Genomic DNA, 20,109 nt, shown 5'->3' with positions numbered 1-20,109 from the left:
AAAAAGCCCTGTAAAAAGCAGATAATCTTCTCAAATCAGGATTTGAGACAAATTTTATTGGTGTCGAAACCGCTTACCGCGAAGGAAGCAAGGCAGGATATGGCTGTTGTGCAACTCCCGCGTCCACTCGTGCCACGAGACACTCTGGTTTTTTGCCAGCTAATAGCACAACCGGCATTAAATAACCGGGAGATAATAAATTAACAGTGCGATTCCTTTTTTGTCCGTTCCTTCAGGTATTCTCGGGGTGACTTGCCTGTAACATTCTTAAAAGCGCGTTGGAAGGTAGCTTGGGAATTGAAACCAGCCTCCAGGGCGATACTGGAAATTGTCAGGTGTTGGTTTTCATCCAGTAACAGCCTTTCACAGACTTCGTTCACGCGGTAATTATTGACGAAGTCATTAAAATTTTGTTGCAAATGTTGATTCAGTGTTGCTGAAATGGTTTTGGCATTGATGCCGGTATATGCCGCCAGTTTATCCCGGTTGAGCGCAGGGTTAAGATAGAGTTTATCATTTTTCATGGCATCGAGTAATTGTACCATGAATCGCTCCACTTCTATGGTTGAGATGGAATTTGTTGAAATCTTTGGTGTCTGTTTGAAGATTATTTTCATTCTGAGAAATCCAACAAAGGCGATCCAGTAAATGAAAGCTACCAGCCCCAGTTCTATCGGGTAGTAATGAACATCGTACGATAAATCAAATATATAAGGCGCCAGCACTGTCAGTGGCCAGGCTACACCTATGATGATCATGAATAGCAACAATGCCCTTACCCATTTATAAATCTCCTGCTGCATTTCCTTCGAAACGGATGGTATTTTGTTCGTGGTGCGCACTTTCATGAACATTTTGAGCGACAGGTATAAGTAAACTATAAAAACGATGACACTCAGAGGTTCTGAGTAAAGATAATACAGGCGGACCATGGATTCGAGCAGTGCCTTATCATTGATAACATGATTGATGATTAAAAGATAAACAATGACGATACTGAATCTGAAAGTAAATTGAAATGCTGCCGGAGCGTAATGAGGGAGAATGTTTTTCCAGGACCATTTTTCCTCAGGATAAAATAACGACCGTATATACAAATAAAGACTGGGCCCCGGTGCATAAATCAAGACAAAAGGAAACAGGTCAAAAAAAATAAAGTATTTACCCAGTTGAGAGCTCCAGTTAAAGGTTTCAAAGCCATTGTATGCCAGCACAAACATGAAAATACTCAAGAATTTTGCACCTGGATGTTTTTTGTTGAATAGCAGAATGATGCCGAATAGCAATCCCTGCAGTGCGCCGAAAAGAATGAGAAGGTTTATCCAGTTGAAATCAAGATTCATGATATCCAAAAATCTACAATTTTCAAGCCACAAAAAACAAAATATCAAAAGAATTGACTACTAAAAAAAGGAATTATTTACCAGGGGCATCATGCTTTTTTGTCTTTCTCCGATAATATCTTTTGGATTTATCCTGACTACCACAATATCTCATATCACACCACTTTCTTGAGTTGTTCTTGGAGGTATCCGGAAACAGCCACCCGCATCCCTCACAGGATTTTACCCGGTGAAGATTTTCTGACAAAAGCAATTCATAGAGGGATTTGAAGACAGGGTACCGGTAATTCATCGGATTAGATGGATCAAATGACCATTGCGATAAGATTTTATCGTTGACATTTGTCAAAACCACTTTGCTCAATGCTTCCTGCATTCCCGCATTAATACGTGCCCATAAACTTGCCTGTATCGGGCGGGAGTTTATAACTGATGTGATCAAATGGTATATATTTTCCCGGTTTTTGAGTAATGCGGGGATTTGAATTTTTTCAGCTTTCAATGCTGCGGGCAAGCTGATCAAATTAACCCTTACCAACCAGGCTATCCAGTCTTCCGGTGAGTCGAGGTAGTTTACCAACGGATCTTTTGTGCGGTTTTGCACGGTGTTTACAAAATCCAGGCAAAGTACCCCGCCATAAAGGTCAATCTTAGAAAGATGGCTGTTAGGGTATGAGTTCGTTATTTTCATGCAGACTTTGCTCCTCCTTGTCAATGGGCTGTGACCATTAAAGATAATTTAACCGGTAGTAACTTCAAAGCGAAAATCTTTACAAATGAGCGTTTAGAGTTCTTTTCGCAGAAATAGCCCCACATTGGTTGAATTGCTAAACGAATTGCCTGTCTGGGTAAGGTTTATCCCAACGCCAAACTGAAACAGTGTTTGGTAATTTAATCCCAGCCGTATCTGCTGAAAACCTGAGACGTGTCCGTCCTTGCTAAAAAGGGGTTCAAAAAGCAACTGGCTGAATGCTGACCATTTGTCATTGATTTTAGGTTGGTAAAATAGTAATCCAAACATTGCATATCCCAGTGTCTGTTCAGAAGGTAAATACTGAACGGAAGGAAAAAGGTTAACATACAAATCATTGCTTTCTACCTGGTATGAAAGGGCAATTTGCGGCGAAAATTCGCCGTTGGAAAAAGCACCTCCTGCGGCGATTCCCCAGGTTTTGTTAACATTATAGGTAATAACCTGCCAGATATTTGAAAAGTTTTCCTGCTTTTCGTTGTAGTCAGCGATAAAGAGGGTATAATTGAATAAGTTAAATTTTCCCTGTTGATCAATGTCCTTTGACCAAAGGAATTCAAATTCGGCGGCCTCATGCCCGCCAAAAAATAACACTGGAATTTGTGCTTCTGCCAGCAGTGCGTTGAAAGTCAAAAGCAATAAAAGGAGATATCTTTTCATACAACACCGATTTTTCTTCAAAAGTCGGTGCGTATATTAACAATGCACCTTTGAAATTGCCGGAGGAACCTTTAAATATGCCGGAATTGGCTGGGAGTTAAGCCGGTGGATTTTTTAAAGAAGGTAAAAAAATAGTCAGGACTATCGAAATTAAGCTCGCGGGCAATCTGTGTGGAGGTCAATGAGGTCTGTAGCAAAAGGGCCTTGGCATTGGTGAGCCGGTAGCCGTTAAGGATATCCAGTGCCTTTTGGCCGGTCACTTTTTTGACAGTTTCGGAAAGGTGTTTGGGTGATACGTTCATTGTTTGGGCGATCTCCTTCACCGTAAAATGGGTTAGAAAGTCTTGTTGGCAATGTGATTCGAACTGATGGGTCAGTTCTATATCCCGGCTTGAAACGGCACAATATGCCTGCCCTGATTGATAATTTCGCTTCCCTTTTAACAGGAGAATCTGAAGGTAGGATTTGATAATATCCCGGCTCTTGTTGCCATACTCCGTGTATTCGTATTGGATTCTCCGGAAAATATCCGTTATCTCTTCACTCAGTTTGTGATCGAGGTACATGACAGGTGAACGGGTGTGCCTGAAATACGGATAATCACGGAGCCATCTGAAATTATCAAAATGGGTGTTGATAAAATCGTGGCTAAAGAACAAGGTAAAACCTTTGCTGTACAGGTTATAGTCCTGATGCAATTGCACCGATTGTAGCCTGCGGGGACTGATGAAAGAAATTCTGTTACTTTCATTCGGGAAATGAAAATTGTCTACCTGAAAGCTGCATCCCTTGGTGATTTCAAAGGTGATTTCAAAAAAGTTATGCCGGTAGGCTGACTGGTCGAACATCGCGTCGGCATTGATTTCGTCAAAACTGTAAATGATGAAATCAGGTAACTTTTGATCTATTTTCAGATTTGCGGTTTGAAGATAGTTTTGTATTTCCGGGAAATTCTGGATCTTTTCCATACCAAAACAGAGAAATATTCGATCGTTACTGACACAACAATTTTTATTTGTTTCGGTTGTGTTCGGCTGCTGGTTTTTGATGAAAAAATAATTCGCCCCTACTGATGCCACCTCCTTACATAAATAATGGTCTTCGTGCCTCTTCGTGTCTTTGTGCCTTCTAAACATGATCCCATCAACTTCGGAAGGCCTGAATTTTAATTGAGGTTAATAAAAACTCCGGTATTGATAAACAAAAAATCCTCTGTGGAGCCGGTAAAGTTTTCAAGCCGGTACGTAAAACTCATTTCGAGCTTTAGGTCGGGGTTAAAAAGATAACCGATGCTTGCACTGGTTCTGCTTTCCCAGGTATCCTCCTCCACATCTACCGCTTCAAACAATATTTCATTTGATCCGACCAGGTAAAACTCCCTGGCATCCAGTGTTTCGCCTGACAAAGGAAGGTCAGCCGACAGCCGGTATCGATAGCGCATGGCAAATGATTCATTCCGGATACGTTGTTCGAGCCTCAGACGGCTTACCAACCTGATAATTTCCTTGAAATGCGTATAGGCAAGCTGTTGGGTGATGCGGTGCTCGTATTCACCGAATCCTTCAGATGGGTCGCGCCAGCGGTATTTGTAGCCCAAAGAGCCCCTGATGGAAGGGTTAAACCGGTAGGTGGCAAAATGGTCGAATTCCAGAAATGCCAGCTCTCCTTCAAATTCTTCATTGCTATTGGTTGCAACCGTTGACCATACACTTCGTTTTCCTATTGAAGTATTGAAAGACCAGTTATCAGTCACCTTATAATTCAGTGCAGTACCCCCTTCCCAAACAAATCTGGTTTTGATGGTTTCTGTCTGGGACAAGGCTTCCTGAGCTATGCACAGGCATAGTATCAGTGTGATGAAAAAACGCATCAATACAATATATTATCTTCAAGCCGGCCTATGACCTCTTTTTGAGAGATGAAATTACCCTGGTCATCAAACAACATTTCATAGGTTGTCCAGGTACTGCCGGCTTTGGTTTCCACAATCATTTCGTAACGTACGGTCTCTGCAGGTAAATCTTCCAGTGCCATTTTTATCACTTCTTCTGCAGTTTGCAATTGGGAAGAAAACTGCTTCTGTGTTTTTTTTACCTTAAAATTATCGTACTGTCCCAGATGGTCCGTTACATTTTTTCTGATGTCTTTGTTCAATTTTCCGAAGCTTATCAACACCTCCACATCCTCTAGTCGACCCTCGCTGTCAAACTCTACGCTATACTGGTTTCTGTGAAGCAAAAACTTGATTTCGAAGCTCTTATTGTCACCATCTGTTTCCAGGAAGTACTTTACCTTTCTCGCTTTACCGAGCGGGTTATTCAGCAGGGTAAGCGCCACAGCGGGTATCTCTTCTTTCCTGATTCGCTTTTCACGCTCCATTTTCTTTCCCTGGGCCAGCAGGGAAAAAGAAAAACAAATCGATACCAGCCATAATAAGGTTGTCTTGATTATCATTGTTTATACGTCTGTGTTTTAGTCTGTCAGATTACAGGGATACAACAAACATACATAGCTAATGGTAAATTCTTTGAAAAATAAATGAAAATTTATTTTCCCTGAAGAGCCACACAGAAACAGATGCCAAAACGGCCGGAAGCCGTAAATGGGGAGGTATCATCAGTTTTTGAAACTGACATATTTTGAGGCAAAAGTTGCTTGAAGACAGATTGTTTGGATCAACGATTATTTGTACATTGGAATAAATTTTGGTGTGCAACCTTGGGAAAAAATATGACACCGGACGATAAATATCTGTTAGAAGCTGTAAAGCGTGGGCATAAAGAAGCTTTTAATAGGCTGTTCGACCGATATGCGTCGCAACTTTACCATGTTGCGCTTAAATATGTAGGCAGACCGGAAGAGGCCGAGGAAATTGTGCAGGAAGTATTTGTGAAGGTCTGGATTTACCGGTCCGGGCTCCAGCCTCATCTGCCTTTTGTGCCTTACCTTATTAAAATCTCCAAAAACCTTGTCATCAATAAATCCAAAAAGCGGCTTTATGAGGAGGCTTATATAAAGTATAAGACACTGAGCGGCGTGAATTATAATCATGTTACTGACAACCAGGTAGTTCTTAAAGAACTTCAGGATTTGCTGGAAATTAAAATCTCGCAACTGCCCGAAAAGAGAAAGCAAATCTATAAGCTGAGCCGGGAACAAGGCTTGAGCAACAGGGAAATAGCTGAAAAGCTGGTGGTTTCGGAAAGTACCGTAGAAAATCATATCAACAAAGCCCTGAAAGACTTGAAAAGTTACCTGAAGGAATATAAGTATCTGAGCCTCATACCGCATCTGACACTGCTCAGCCTGACATTTATCTACTGAGCCGGAACCCATCCCCTTCAATTCCTATTGTTTTACTTTTTGCCGTTATAACATTTTTCTTCCTTACAGACTAGGTGTCAGGCGGAAGTCGATTGTTTATTATTTAGTAAACAAAAACGAATACTGTGGACAGAAAGCTAATTGAAAAGTTTATTCGGGGAAAGTGCAGTCCGGAAGAAGCATTAAAGATCATCAAATGGCTGGGAGAAGAAAACTATGAAGCAGCGCTGGAAAAGATGGTTTCCGATGATCTGGAGAAGGCTTATGACATGGCGCCATTTAAATACCGGGATCTTTCGCATATCCGGAAAAAAATTCTTAAACAACACACAATTGGAAAGCCCCGTAAAAAACCCTCACACACCCGCTCCCGGGTGTCATTGAGGGCGGCAGCCGTTATGGCTTTTTTTGTAGTAACCGGACTACTGGCGTATTACTTCGATCATCGATCACCAAAAGTGATGGAAGATCAGTATGGTATGACGGAAGTGATAAAATCAAATCCCAGAGGCCGTAAATCCACCATAACACTAGCAGATGGAACCACCGTATACCTGAATTCCGAAAGTAAAATTATTTACCCGGATCGTTTCTCAGACTCCATACGTATTATTCAATTGGAAGGAGAAGCATTTTTTGAAGTAGCACCGGACAAAAACAAACCTTTTATTGTCAGGATAAATTATCTGGCTCTCAGGGTCTTGGGGACATCATTTAATGTAAAAACCTTTAATGATTCTGATGAGGTTACCATTGCCCTGGCTACCGGAAAGGTAGAGATTACAGATACGGGAACCAGTAAAAAAGCCTCCGAAACAGTGACGCTCAACCCGGGGCAAGCGGTGATATTCAACAAAACAGCGGAAGCCTTCGGGCAGATTTCTGACTTCGATCCGAACTATGCCTATGGATGGAAAGATGGATTGATTTATTTCGATAAGGCATCCCTGCGGGAAGTGATAGAAAAGTTGGAGCGATGGTATGATGTAAAAATCATTGTAGAAAACAAGCCTTCAAACAAGTGGGTATATAAGGCCTACCATAAAAATGAAAGCCTTGAGCTGGTTCTTGAAAGCATGGCCCATAACGAAGCTTTTGATTTTGAGATCAAAGACAAACTGGTAACCATAAAATTTAAATAACTGCCTATGATACAACAAGACTAAACGATCAAATTCAAGTTAAAAAACTCTCCTGTCGCAAATTGGCCGTTTGGAAAGGAGAGTTCTCGACTGCTAAATAATTGTATAAACTTAGCCTTTTAAAATTATGAAATTTAAACGTTTACTGCTAGTACTGATGAAGTATTTATTGGTTGGATTTATCCTTCAAACGTTTTTCCTCGCTATTTTGATAGCTGGTGAAACACATGCTCAAAAGAGTCTGAGTGTGAAAGAAGTGTCGATCTCAGTTAATTTCAATAACATTTCAATTCAGGAAGCCTTTGCGTACATAGAGTCCAGAACTGACTATGTATTCAATTATGATAATTACACCATTGAAAGTAACACCCGGAAAATCAGCTATGTAAAGCATAATTCCACTGTTGAAAAAGTTTTGCTCCATATTTCCAGGCATGCCAGGCTACATTTTAAACAGATAAACAATAATATTAATGTCAACAGCATCAAACAGGACGACCATACGAGGGATTACCCAATCGATATTCTGCTCAGGAATATCACAGTGACGGGGCAGGTCACTGATGAAAATGGAGAGAAGCTGCCTGGGGTAAATGTTGTTTTAAAAGGTACTTCGATGGGTACTGTAACCGATGTATCGGGGAATTATGCGATTCAGGTGCCTGATGAGAACGCGGTGCTTGTATTTAGTTATGTCGGTTATGATGACCAGGAGATTACCGTAGGAAGCAAAACCGTTATCGATGTTGCCATGAAAAGTGACGTGACGATGTTCAATGAGGTGGTGATCATCGGTTATGGTTATCAAAAGCGGTCTGATCTCACCGGAGCTGTCGGGTCTGTAAGTGAGGAAAAGCTGAAGGAACGCCCTGCCACCTCTCTTAACCAGGGCTTGTCGGGTAAAATACCGGGTGTGCAGGTAAACACTAACTCCGGCCGTCCGGGGGGTAGAACCAACGTGAGGATACGTGGATTCAGTTCTATTAATTCTTCCAACAATCCGCTGTATGTGGTGGATGGTGTACAACTGCCCCAGGGTAATCAGGACCAGTTTAGCCAGGCTATAGATTACATAAACCCTAATGATGTTGTCTCTATCGAGGTATTGAAAGATGCCTCTTCCACAGCCATTTATGGTGCGAGAGGTGCCAATGGTGTTATTCTTATTACCACCAGACGTGGAAAATCCGGTGAGGGCAGAATAACTTATGATATGGATTTTAGCGTCCCGACTGTTGGGCCAAACAAGCGTGAAGTGCTGAATGCCGAGGAATACCTGGCGGTAGAAGACCTTGCCTGGGCTAATATGGAGAAATTTGATCCGGAAGGGTGGAATGCCGGTAAATGGGCTTATTTGAATCCGGCCCTGCGCAGGACCGATCCTAGAATTTTTGACAGTGAAGGTAACCCTAAATACGATACCGACTGGCTTGAAGAGACTACTCAGCATAAAATATCCCAAAATCATCAACTGGGTTTCACTGGCGGAAATGACCGTACTACCTATTCACTTTCCCTCGGATACAGGGATGATCAGGGTCTTTTAAAGACCTCCTACCTCACACGGTATTCAGGCAGGTTTACCCTGGATGACCAGGTTAAAGACTGGCTGAAAATCGGCGGTACCCTTTCCTACAATTATCAAACTGAGAACCTTGTGGACGTCAGCGACGCCGTGGCGCGGCAAATTGTGGAAGATTTTCCTTTCCTGCCGGTAAGATATGAAGATGGTACTTTTGCCGATAACCGGGACTACCCTTTTGCAGAAGGCACCAGAAGCTCGATGCACCGGTTGTTTGGAAGGGATTACATGCTCAATACACAAACAACTTTAGGAAGTGCCTACGCCAATGTTAAACTTGCAGAAGGACTGGAATTACGGACTGTTTTGGGTATTAATATCATTACACAGGAAAACAACGAATTCAGTGCCAGCACCTTAAGTAATGCCGGTATCGCCTCTGCTTCCACCAGTAATGAGAAACAAACCTTCTGGTCATGGGAAAACTACCTGACCTACAACAAAACTTTCAGCAAGATTCACGCTTTTACCGGGCTTTTGGGAGTATCCTGGCAGGAATCCAATACCTTTTTGATTAACCAGGGTTCGCGGAATTTTCCCACCGATTATTTTACTTTTAATAATTTAGGGGCAGGTAGTGATAACCTGTTTGTTTCCTCCAATGACTCCAGGCACGCGTTGAACTCCTACTTTGGCAGAATTAACTACAGCTTAATGGGTAAATATCTGTTAACAGTCACAGGACGTGTGGATGGTTCATCGAAGTTTGGTGATAACAACAAGTATTCATTTTTCCCCTCCGCGGCTTTGGCATGGCGGATTTCAGATGAAGATTTTATGGCCAATCAACGTTTGATTTCCAACCTGAAATTGCGTTCGAGCTATGGCCGCACCGGTAACTCTGAAATACCACCTTACTCTTCATTGTCGCTGCTGAGTTCAAATTACCGTGCAGTCTGGAATGATAACCCTGTAGGTGGTACTGGTCTTAACCGGTTAGCTAACCCCGATCTGAAATGGGAAAAAACGGTGCAAACCGATATAGGTCTGGAATTGGGCTTACTCAATAACAGGATCAGTCTTGAAGTGGATTATTACTATAGAAAGACGACAGATATGCTACTGGATGCCCCCGTTCCCCAAACCAGTGGATATGCTGTCATCAGAAAAAATGTGGGTTCTTTGGAAAACAGAGGGATTGAGCTTTCCCTTAACACCGTGAACATTGAGACCAATAATTTAACCTGGACTACTGCTTTCAATATCTCCATGAATCGCAACAAAGTGCTTTCATTAGCCACCCCTTCCGACATTTTCGGTGTAGGCGGTCCTAATTTTACCAATCCTACCAACATTATCCGGGTAGGTGAACCTGTAGGCTCATTCTGGGGTCTGGTGAGGCTAGGGGTATGGGGTACCGCAGAAGCAGATGAAGCGGCAAAATTTGTGAGCTATCGCAATGGCTTGACCATTTTACCGGGTGATGTAAAATACCTTGATGTGAACGGCGATTATGCCATTACCGATGCCGACAGGATGATTATCGGCAATGGCAATCCCAATGCCTGGGGAGCCTTCACTAACTATTTAACCTACAAGAACTGGGATTTTACCCTCGAGCTTCAGTATTCATATGGCAATGATATCATGGATATGAACCTCCACCCCAGCGAAGACCGGCAGGCGCTGGCTAATAGTTACAGAACCGTCCTAAATGCATGGACTCCGGAAAATCAGCATACCATGGTGGCACAAATTCGCGATACCCGCGCAGGTTATGTGACCAATGTGGACTCCCACTGGATCAAAGACGGGTCCTTTATACGGGGTAGAAATGTATTGTTGGGTTACACCTTTTCAAATGACGTTCTCGAAAGGCTTCACCTGAGCAAGTTGAGACTTTATACTTCTGTACAAAATTTCTTTTTAATTGTCGATGACGAACTGATCGGTGACCCCGAGGTAACGCCCATTCGCGGAAATGATAACAATAATGCCTTCTCTCAGGGCATGATGTGGCATGAGTATCCTAAATCCACCACTTACATGATAGGTCTGCAACTGGCCCTTTAATTAATTTAAAAAGACATTTACCATGAAGAAAAATATATTGAGATTTTCAGGCAAGGTGTTTAACTGTGTAACCTTACTGTTTGTTATCGCAGGCTGTTCGGATTTTCTGGATGAAGAAGATCCGTCGAACCTCACCCCGGAAAGTTTTTATACTACTGCCGCGCATGCCGAGTCAGCGATAGCAGCGGTTTATGCCGATACAAGGTTTTATGGTTTTGGCGCGGGTATTTTTTCCTCAAACTGGCAGTTGCTGGAGGCCCCTACGGGAACTTCAACCACAGAGACCGCTCAAAACTCAGATCTGAACAATCTTTATTCTTTGACCTACGATCCCAACACCGGCCATATACAAAATTGGTGGCGCCGGATTTACCGGGTCGTTTCCAATGCCAACCTCGTCCTTGAAAATGTCCCGGGAATCAATATGGATGAAAGTCACAAGCGCCGTGTGTTGGGTGAAGCCCGCTTTCTACGGGCATGGGCCTATTTTTATGCCGTTAGAATTTGGGGCGATGTACCCCTCATATTGCTACCACAATCCTTCACCTCAGAAGACTTTTCCCCAGGCCGTACTCCCCGGGAAGAAGTCTACAACCGGATTGTGGAAGACCTGAAAGTTGCGGAGGCGGCAGGATTGCCCCGGATGGATGAATCCGGTCGTGTTTCACAGGCTGCGGCGAAAGCTTTGTTGTCCAAGGTTTATCTCACCATGGCTGGTTTTCCCCTTGGCTTGGGTACCCGATATTACGAACTGGCCGCCACAAAAGCGAAAGAAATCATTGATAACCCAGGGTCGATCGACCTGTTTGAAACCTATGGTGAAGTGCATGACGAACGTTTGAAAAATACGGTAGAACACATTTTTAGCCTGCAATATAATGCGGAAGTGGCTCAAAATCCGATGGGTAACATGTTTCCCAATTTTAAACCAGTTACCTATCGTGGCCCTTCCGGCACGGGAAGTACTATACCGACTATTCAGTTTTATAACTCTTATGAACCCGGTGACCTTCGCGCGAAGGATCAGGAAGGATATTTTTATACGACCTATTATACCAATGGCAGCGGGGAGCCCTTTGATCTGGGAGCGCCTTACATTTTTAAGCATTTTAATGTAATAGCCAATGGTACCTTTGGGGTAGAAGGTACTGCCAGGGATAATCTCAACGTGCCAATGATTCGTTTCGCAGAGGTGCTGTTGATTTATGCTGAAGCCGAAAATGAAGTGAACGGCCCCGGCCAGGAGGCTTATGAGGCTTTTAAAAGAATCAGGGACAGAGCGCAACTGGTTACACCTGATGTCGGCACTTATGATCAGGTGACTTTCCGGGAAGCCATCTGGCGGGAACGGTGGCATGAGCTTTGTTATGAGGGGATTACCTGGTTTGACATGGTCCGGCTCAGAAAGGTTTACAACAGTCTTACCAATGGGTTCGACGACTTTGTGGGCCATGTTAACCTGAGCTCCAACCAGCCCTTGCAGGAAAAACATCTTTTATTCCCGCTTACTATGACCGAGATGATTAATAATCCCAATCTCCGTCCGCAAAACCCCGGATACGCCGGTCTGCAATAACTGGCTGAATACGGGTAATGCAAAGAAAAACGTGCGAAGCACAAAATTCCCATCCAATCAAGTTAACCCTTCAACGCGATCCGAAGGGTTAACTTTCTTTTTGGAAATGACCCATCAACCTGTTGCTTTTAAAAATGGTGTCAGTAAACCATTTAGAAAATGCATGATTACTATTGATATGCTTGAGGACATCCAACCCATTGGATGAATAAAATACCTGTATCGTCAAAGAAATTACCTGAAACATTGTCGTTATGTTATTTTTATTATATTTGATCTAAATTTTTAATTTGTGGAACTTCAAATCACTTTACAATCCAGCAATTTGGTGATTCTTGCAGATAGTCATAATCCATCATTATTAACCGATTCATTTTTGATGAAATCTGAAATAATTGGTGAAAATGATGAGATAGACCGGGATTCCTATGTTTTGACACCTGCTCTTACAAATGTTGTGCTCAAAAAGGATAATGATTTAGTAAATATTACTCTTGATCCAGGTATGCTAAAAATTTCAGGTGCTGGCTCATCTACTGCCCCCTTTCAAGTTGGTAAATTATATTGCAGAAATTTACCGCATATTGTTGGGAAAGCATTTGGTATAAACCTTGATTTTCTTGTAAAAGGATTAAACGCAAATAAATGGTTTGATTCAAAGAATCATATTCATTTTAAGGATTCAAGATTAACGCAGTTAATCTATCAATTTTTAATTGATAAAGGAATTGCGAATGTTACGATTGCCAATCATGACTCAAATTCAATTAGCGTAAAGTTCAATTTCCATTATGATTTAAATAAGCAGGTCCTAGGTGATCTTAATGATTTTGTGTCATTACGTAATTCTAATCAAAATACAGCGTCAGAGTTTCTAAATAAAACCTTTAACGAATGAAATTTTTGAATACTATTATAGATGACGGTTTTGGAAAAAATATGGCGGAACCTTATCCATTAAGTACAAAAGATGATGCTATGCAATCGCATTTTATCTGTTATTTATTAGAAAACTATTTAAACAATAACAGTGCAGTTGAAAGGAGGGACAAAATTTCAAATATCGCATTGGGAACCAGAATATTAAAAAGTAATGCGTTACTGAAAGAGTTTGATCATGAAATTTCTAAGCATCCTGAGTTAGTTAAAGATTTAGTTAAAGCACGTATTTTGTTTTTTAAGGTCCTAAGCCAAATTAGTAAATATAATATTAAAAATACCAGCGTAAATTTATCACTTTCTGAAAGCTTGATTATTCGATTTAAATCAAATGAAAGCGTATTTGATTTGGAATTTTTTTTTGATGATGACGAGGATTTAGAGGCAATTTTATTTTTTAAGTCCTGGGATCAGGAACCAGTAAAGGAATATGGCAAACTTCATGAGATACTTGAAAGCCTGGATCAAAAGATCATTGGTCAAAACAATGGATTGGATACATTTCAATTTTCCTTTGAGTTACCCGAGTCGACTTTTGCCCAAACCGCATGATGAAATAATTACAGATCCAAATCCAAAAGATGTTCTTATTCATTGGGTCACCAATAAATATCCCCTCAAAATAAACGGTATTTTAAATGCTGAAAAGTTAATAGAAATTAAAAGAATTCCAGGACTTTCTCACAATAAACTACCTCCGGCAAAAGTAAATGATATTTTTATCAAATTTAAAAGCAAAAAGCAATATGAAGAACTTTGGAATATTGGTGAAAACTGTCAGAAAGTGAATCGATCGGATTTTTTCTATGATTATAAAAATCGAAATTATTTTTTTATTTCGGTAATGGATATAAGTTATCAAGATAAATACAAAAAGCCATATAATGCTCCCCAGGCGGAGTTTTGTTTTAATGTAAAACCTATACATAAACCAACAAGGTCGAATTACAGCCATTTTGAGTTAGAAATAACTAATGAAGATGGCGTAATTAAAAATTTCAGTTCTTCGTGGAGAAAACTAATCGGACATTCCATTAGAACTAAATACGAAGAAATCTCATTTTTTGAGTTGCCTAATAAAAATCAATAAAGTTTACATTCAGAGACCTTCCAATTGATTTAAAAAAGTAATTCTGTAACCCCGATTAGTTGCTCAGGCTAACATATTATTCTTAGGGAATAGGGTGGCTATCTTCATTAAAGATACTGTTATAACGGATGATTTGTTCAGTACCTTTGGATTCTACTGCGTATATTTTAAGTTGTGATGGAGCTATATGATCACACAACTCCCTAATAATATCCCCCTCTTTTCCTGAAAAGCCCCGGTGATGTCTTTTTGATTTTACCAAAGACTTTGGTAAGATGATAACGGTCAGTAAAACCACATTGCTCAGCAATGATATCCATACTGGTATTGGTATGAAGAAGCAGGTTACAGGCTTTGTCAATTCGGATTTGTGTCAGGTATTTGCTGGGGCTTTTGCCGATATTCTTTTTAAATAAGCGTGAAAAGGCACTGGATGAGATATACAGGTTTTTGGCCAGTGTTTCACTGGTCATCCTGTTTTTGATATTCCTTTCCATAAAATCCAGGGCATCGGTAATGCGGTGGTCTACCTTCCTGGATAGCCATACAGTTCCGGGCAGACTGCTGATAGAAGAAAGCACCAAATTGTAAATGCTTAAACTTTCTTTTAGTGAAAAATTGGAAGAGCCTGCCCTGAGCATATTTAAAATACCGGTCAAATCATTTTTCCTTTCTTGTGACAGGTCTACGACATACACACCCGGTTTTACATAGTCATAAGGAAACCCCAATGTGAAATGCGTGAAGAAATGGAGTACATTACTCCGACTCAGATGCCATTCTTCCGAGGTTTTCGACTTGATCCTTCCGCATTTGAAGAAATACGCTGATTCTCCGGTCAATTGCTGGTGGTGGATGCCTGTGGCAAAAGGTGTGTGCGGAGGAATCAGATATATTTTATCGGGGAATAGATCTGTCTTTTTTTCGTAATATACATATGCGCCTTTGTTCCTGTTCCAGTATAACTGCCAGTAAGGGAATGACATCCGATGGCCTTTCCAGATTTCAAACCACCAATACCTGCAACATAAAATATTGAATTTCAAATTTTTAAATATTTGACTACTGTTGGAGGGATCCCCGGTTACAGATATTTCCCGTGTGATAAGCATTTGATAGAAGTATCAGAATATACACAAACTTAGCAGAAGTTGACATTTTACAAAAGGGGTTATGTCATTAGTTTTAATGATTAATGGATAGATAACCATGTTCCGGATGGAAGACCTTTAAACCCTGCGATGTATTTTCGGGAAATGCTACAGGCAACTGGCCTGGTAAATATTGGTAAATATATCAAATCACTAAAAAAAGATGTCAGCAATAAGATTAGATCAGGGTATTAATGCAGGTTCCGGCCTTCCTGTGATAGGGGTATTTGCCACCGGTGACCCGAGAATTGACCAGTAGTCGAGAATCAGGGCTGGTAACATCGTGCAAATGGCTGCCAACCAGATCGCGGGTAAGGTGATCACACCTGGCAAAACCCAGGTACCGGTCGTATACGCCGATGTGCTGGTAGACGGAGAACAACAAGCCGATATGGTGGCCACACACTTTTGTGATGCCCAAATATGCTACGATGACGGAGTACAAACATTACGCGCCCGCCAATCACTTTCATATGACCTGGGGCCTGAAACGGGCCCGGATGCAATACTGGATGGATATGGCCAATGTGTTGTCGGTAACGCCCTGGGCCGCCAGGCCTGAGTTTGAAGAAGGGGCAGACAGACCATTACCGTTACTTTACCTGATCAACGGCGGGGAAACCCAGGCTAAAATATGGAGAAAAAATTGACCGATATGACTATTGAAGGACATATTTAATGGAATGCGTAGTACAAATGCTGCTGAAGTGCGTATTAACTGATAGGATTTAGGTTTAACAGAAGGTTCTAATTCACCTAGTAATAGCATCATGAATGTAACACCATGATAGATGTAGCCAGAAAACCGCAAGGGCAAACTGCCGCGGAATTTTTAAAAAACCTTAATGAGGCTTCAGCCCGGTTCAAAAAGGCCACCAAGGACAAGTTCGTGCAAAAAGGGGAGTGGTAAATATGTTTCAGACTTTTGATGTCATTGTATTAGTGCTTTATATCCTGGCGGTGCTGGGGATAGGTTTTTATTTTTCCAAAAAGGCCAAAACCCCGGAAGGCTTCATGGTAGGTGGGAGGTCTATGTCAGGATTTTCGGTAGGTTTATCGATCGTAGGCACCTTGTTGAGCAGCGTTTCCTTCATCGCCTATGCGGGCAAGGCCTATGACAGTAACTGGAATGCCTATGTTTTCAGTATTACCGTGGTTATGGTTGCCTTTGTGGCAGTTGGTGTATTTCTGCCTTTTTACCGAAAGCTCGGTATTATTTCAGCCTATGAGTTTCTTGAAGACCGTTTTGGCTATTGGGGCAGGTTGTATGGAGGAGTTAGTTTTATTATGTATCAGATCGGCAGGGTGGGGGTGATACTTTACCTGCTTTGCCTGCCACTTCACCATCTGCTGGGTTGGGACATGGTAACACTTATCGTGGTCACCGGTATTTTTACTACCGGCTACACATTTGTCGGCGGCATCGAGGCGGTCATCTGGACTGACGTCACCCAGGTATTCGTGCTTTTTGGAGGGGCTGTTTTATGTGGAATGATATTGCTGACTTCAGTGCCGGAAGGGCCTTCGCAGTTATTCAGTATTGCGGGTCAGTATGACAAGATGAGCCTGGGAACATTTGCGTTTGACTTTACAAATTCCTCATTTTGGCTGGTGATGGTTTTCGGAATTACCGAGAACCTCAGAAACTTTGGCGTAGACCAAACCTACATTCAGCGCTATGTGGCCACAAAGTCAGACAAGGAGGCGGCTAAATCGGTATGGCTGGGTGCGTTGGCCTATGTCCCTTTAACCCTGTTATTCTTTATGATTGGCACAGGCCTGTTTGTGTTTTACCAGGTTTACCCTGATCCCGCTCTGCCCGAAAAGGCCGATGCGGTCTTTCCGTATTTCATCGTGACTGAACTTCCCGATGGTGTCCGGGGATTGTTGATTGCCGCCCTTTTTGCGGCAGCTATGAGCAGTCTGAGTTCCAGCATTAACTGTGTGGCAACAATAACGGTCGAAGATTTTACCAAACGTTTTTCAAAAAGCCGTTTGACGGATAAACAGATCGTCATGTATCTCAGAATCGTCACCATTATATTTGGTATCACAGGCACTATGACAGCCATTTCCATGATGTCTGTGAAAACGGCTTTGGATATTTCATGGCAGATATCCGGCATATTCGGTGGAGGAATTTTGGGGTTGTTCCTGTTGGGAATTTTCTCAAAAAAAATTGGTAATGCCGCAGCAGTACCGGCCGTAATTTTAAGCATGATAGCCATATCCTGGATTACTTTTAATGAAAGCTTAACGCAACCTCAAAAAATACTGGCCGGATTTTTCGGAACCCTGACGCTACTGATATCCGCATTGCTGATCCATTGGTCATCCGGATTATTTAATTCAAACAATCATGAAAATGAACATACCTAGAGGCGTCGTAAATGCAATTCTTACACCCTTCAAAAGTGATGGAAGAATAGATATTTCATTATTGGAAAAGCAAACGTTATTTCTGATGAATGGAGGGCTGGACGGGCTGTTTGTCAACGGTTCGACCGGAGAAGGCCTGCTATTGACTATTGAGGAAAAATGTGAAACCCTGAGTTGTATCAAGGAGATTACAAAAGGAGCGGTGGACCTTTATGCGTGTTGTATCCGGCCCACCACTCACCAGGTGATAAAAGATCTTGAAAGGATGCAGATCCTCGGGCCCGACTATGTCGTGGCAGTCCCTCCATTGTATTACCCGGGGGATCAGGATATGATCTATATTCATTTTAAAGAAATTGCCGCTGCCAGTTCCATCCCTTTGGTGTTATACAATTTCCCTCAGATGACTAATAATCCGCTACATCTTGAGACTTTGATAAAACTTGCGGAGCTGGAGAATATTATTGGTGTAAAAGACAGTTCGGGTGATTTTTTATCATTTGTGCAGGGAACCGAAAGCCATTCGTCAGATGAATTTTGCTGGATGCAGGGTGATGACCTGCTGCATGCCTCTTCCTTGCTGGCTGGCTCGGCATCAGTTGTGACCGGGCTTGGGAATGTCAGCATCGAGGATCACGTGGCGCTTTATAAGGCCTTTCTGCAAAAAGATTATGAGACTATGTGGTTTCATCAGAAAGAACTCAACCGATTGTATCGAATTATCACCGAAACCGGAAAAGGCGTTCCCGCTATTAAAGCGGCCACGGCCATCCTCGGCAGAAGTACCTTTCCCATGAAAGACTCCTGGCTAAACCTCACAAAAGCCGAAATCAAAAAAATTGCGTCCATCTTATTAGAAATCGGGATTAATCAATGATCTTATACCGATGTTCATATCGTTAGCGAAAAGGTACCCTGATTTAATCCGTGGTCATTGACCGGTTGCTATATGCCATTTTGTAGTGATCGAAGCCCCGCATTTCATCAAAAGTATTAAACATAAACATAGTCTCAAATCACATTTTCGAGTGATTTCAGTCATCCTGTTTTTTTCCCAAAAGTGTCATATTTAAACCAAAAAGATACGGACATGCGTGAAAACAAATCGATAACACAACTAAGTATGCATCAGGATCATACGGTATGGGAATCGGAGATCAGGATGTGGCAGGAAGATCTGAAGTTCTGGAAGAAGGAGTTGAACTAGCTCAAAGAGGACCTAATCGTCATTGCGAGTGCGGCTGAGAAACACCTCGAAGCCACAGACCATCATGAAAAATCGATTGCGGAACATCATTCGTTTTTGCAAAAACATGAGACAGATTTGAGTATCTTACTGGAAAATACCGGGCTGGACAGGGAGCTTGCAGCAAGGCATCTGAATGAACAACAAAAGCATAACCTTCAAAAAGATGCACATGAGCGGATTAAGAAGTACCATCATACTATCGTTGCTCTGTGCAAAGCCCTGAGAAAGGCCATAGAACATGCGCTTTAGCTTCACCCCAAAACATTTCCAGTCTTAACAATTACTTAATACAGCATTTTGTTAAATTTCAGTACATTAGCGACGGTTATTACAAGCGAATTATGTTGAAAATTCCGTGCTATGCTCTGGCACAAGCATTTCGTGGGTATTGCACAACGTTTTCGACAAAATTCTTGGTGTCTTGGTGCCTCTCATATAACTAAAGTTCTGTTATTTTCTGCAGATGGGAGCAACGCTGTTGGGAAACTACTATATAAGTAATTTGTAAATTGTTGAATATCATATATTTATGAATTAGTTGTTTTTGTTAGATGTTTGGTCAATTGTCTGACCTTGGGGAACTTTGTGGTTAACCCTTGTTCACCACGGAGGCACTAAGGCACAAAGAGACACAGCCGTTTTTGCCTGTAAATAAAAATAGAGGCACATGTTTAAGTTGTGCAACACCCACGAGAGGATTGTGCCAGGGGATAACAAGAAACTTAGTGACTCTTTGTGCCTCCGTGCCTTCGTGGTTAAAAAAGCGCACCACCGAGGCACCAAGACACGAAGAGTTTGTGCGGGAACCATTGCGAAAAAGCTGCAAGACGCTTAGGCAAGATGTTTTTGGATACATCATTTATCGATATTGGCAGCCATAGCATGGCTTTGAGCCATACTATACACTCCA

General features: G+C 41.8%; 18 protein-coding genes. 11 read left to right on the top strand and 7 right to left on the bottom strand.

What is annotated here, in order from left to right:
* Positions 1–200: 200 nt before the first annotated feature.
* From AC04NP_RS04990 to AC04NP_RS04965, 6 genes are all read right to left on the bottom strand, one after another.
* Complete coding sequence (locus AC04NP_RS04990; RefSeq protein WP_482858605.1) at positions 201–1,343, bottom strand: AraC family transcriptional regulator; 1,143 nt, start codon at positions 1,341–1,343, stop codon at positions 201–203.
* A gap of 73 nt (positions 1,344–1,416) precedes the next feature.
* A complete protein-coding gene (locus AC04NP_RS04985; RefSeq protein ID WP_482858408.1) occupies positions 1,417–2,034 on the bottom strand; it encodes a CGNR zinc finger domain-containing protein in 618 nt (205 codons plus the stop codon).
* 93 nt (positions 2,035–2,127) lie between these two features.
* A complete protein-coding gene (locus tag AC04NP_RS04980; RefSeq protein WP_482858407.1) occupies positions 2,128–2,754 on the bottom strand; it encodes a hypothetical protein in 627 nt (208 codons plus the stop codon).
* A 71-nt stretch (positions 2,755–2,825) separates the two neighbouring features.
* Complete coding sequence (locus AC04NP_RS04975; RefSeq protein WP_482858406.1) at positions 2,826–3,722, bottom strand: helix-turn-helix transcriptional regulator; 897 nt, start codon at positions 3,720–3,722, stop codon at positions 2,826–2,828.
* 197 nt (positions 3,723–3,919) lie between these two features.
* Positions 3,920–4,624: a DUF2490 domain-containing protein gene (locus AC04NP_RS04970; RefSeq protein ID WP_482858405.1), complete on the bottom strand. Its 705-nt coding sequence runs from the start codon at positions 4,622–4,624 to the stop codon at positions 3,920–3,922.
* Positions 4,624–5,208, bottom strand: a complete 585-nt coding sequence (locus AC04NP_RS04965) for a hypothetical protein (RefSeq protein WP_482858404.1) — start codon at positions 5,206–5,208, stop codon at positions 4,624–4,626. The genes AC04NP_RS04970 and AC04NP_RS04965 overlap by 1 nt, the downstream gene beginning before the upstream one ends.
* Positions 5,209–5,484: 276 nt before the next feature.
* Here AC04NP_RS04965 and AC04NP_RS04960 point away from each other — a divergent pair, with 276 nt between their 5' ends.
* From AC04NP_RS04960 to AC04NP_RS04930, 7 genes are all read left to right on the top strand, one after another.
* Complete coding sequence (locus AC04NP_RS04960) at positions 5,485–6,078, top strand: RNA polymerase sigma factor (RefSeq protein ID WP_482858403.1); 594 nt, start codon at positions 5,485–5,487, stop codon at positions 6,076–6,078.
* Positions 6,079–6,203: 125 nt separating this feature from the next.
* Positions 6,204–7,220, top strand: a complete 1,017-nt coding sequence (locus AC04NP_RS04955) for a FecR family protein (protein WP_482858402.1) — start codon at positions 6,204–6,206, stop codon at positions 7,218–7,220.
* A gap of 127 nt (positions 7,221–7,347) precedes the next feature.
* Positions 7,348–10,815: a SusC/RagA family TonB-linked outer membrane protein gene (locus AC04NP_RS04950; RefSeq protein WP_482858401.1), complete on the top strand. Its 3,468-nt coding sequence runs from the start codon at positions 7,348–7,350 to the stop codon at positions 10,813–10,815.
* A 22-nt stretch (positions 10,816–10,837) separates the two neighbouring features.
* The gene (locus AC04NP_RS04945; protein WP_482858400.1) at positions 10,838–12,391 is read left to right on the top strand and encodes a RagB/SusD family nutrient uptake outer membrane protein; all 1,554 of its coding nucleotides are present in this window, start codon (positions 10,838–10,840) and stop codon (positions 12,389–12,391) included.
* A gap of 292 nt (positions 12,392–12,683) precedes the next feature.
* On the top strand, positions 12,684–13,289 hold the full coding sequence (locus AC04NP_RS04940) for a hypothetical protein (protein WP_482858399.1): 606 nt from the start codon (positions 12,684–12,686) through the stop codon (positions 13,287–13,289).
* A complete protein-coding gene (locus AC04NP_RS04935) occupies positions 13,286–13,882 on the top strand; it encodes a hypothetical protein (RefSeq protein WP_482858398.1) in 597 nt (198 codons plus the stop codon). Before AC04NP_RS04940 ends, AC04NP_RS04935 begins: the two co-directional genes overlap by 4 nt.
* Entirely contained in the window at positions 13,866–14,420 is a 555-nt protein-coding gene (locus AC04NP_RS04930; RefSeq protein ID WP_482858397.1) for a hypothetical protein, read from the top strand. The genes AC04NP_RS04935 and AC04NP_RS04930 overlap by 17 nt, the downstream gene beginning before the upstream one ends.
* Before the next feature lie 203 nt (positions 14,421–14,623).
* Here the strand turns inward: AC04NP_RS04930 and AC04NP_RS04925 are convergent, their stop codons facing one another.
* The gene (locus AC04NP_RS04925) at positions 14,624–15,466 is read right to left on the bottom strand and encodes a helix-turn-helix domain-containing protein (RefSeq protein WP_482858396.1); all 843 of its coding nucleotides are present in this window, start codon (positions 15,464–15,466) and stop codon (positions 14,624–14,626) included.
* 394 nt (positions 15,467–15,860) lie between these two features.
* Between AC04NP_RS04925 and AC04NP_RS04920 the strand changes: the two genes are divergently transcribed.
* The 4 genes from AC04NP_RS04920 to AC04NP_RS04905 all read left to right on the top strand — a co-directional run bounded on the left by AC04NP_RS04920 (position 15,861) and on the right by AC04NP_RS04905 (position 19,448).
* Complete coding sequence (locus tag AC04NP_RS04920) at positions 15,861–16,133, top strand: hypothetical protein (protein WP_482858395.1); 273 nt, start codon at positions 15,861–15,863, stop codon at positions 16,131–16,133.
* A 350-nt stretch (positions 16,134–16,483) separates the two neighbouring features.
* Positions 16,484–17,950: a sodium:solute symporter family transporter gene (locus AC04NP_RS04915; RefSeq protein ID WP_482858394.1), complete on the top strand. Its 1,467-nt coding sequence runs from the start codon at positions 16,484–16,486 to the stop codon at positions 17,948–17,950.
* Positions 17,937–18,827 (top strand): dihydrodipicolinate synthase family protein, encoded by an 891-nt coding sequence (locus AC04NP_RS04910; RefSeq protein WP_482858393.1) that lies wholly within the window; start codon positions 17,937–17,939, stop codon positions 18,825–18,827. Before AC04NP_RS04915 ends, AC04NP_RS04910 begins: the two co-directional genes overlap by 14 nt.
* A gap of 447 nt (positions 18,828–19,274) precedes the next feature.
* A complete protein-coding gene (locus tag AC04NP_RS04905; protein ID WP_482858392.1) occupies positions 19,275–19,448 on the top strand; it encodes a hypothetical protein in 174 nt (57 codons plus the stop codon).
* Positions 19,449–20,109 lie beyond the last annotated feature (661 nt).

The organism is Agaribacillus sp. DX54 (genome assembly GCF_056858335.1).
The sequence above is the reverse complement of the archived record's forward strand: the minus strand, read 5'-3'. Positions and strand labels throughout refer to the sequence as shown.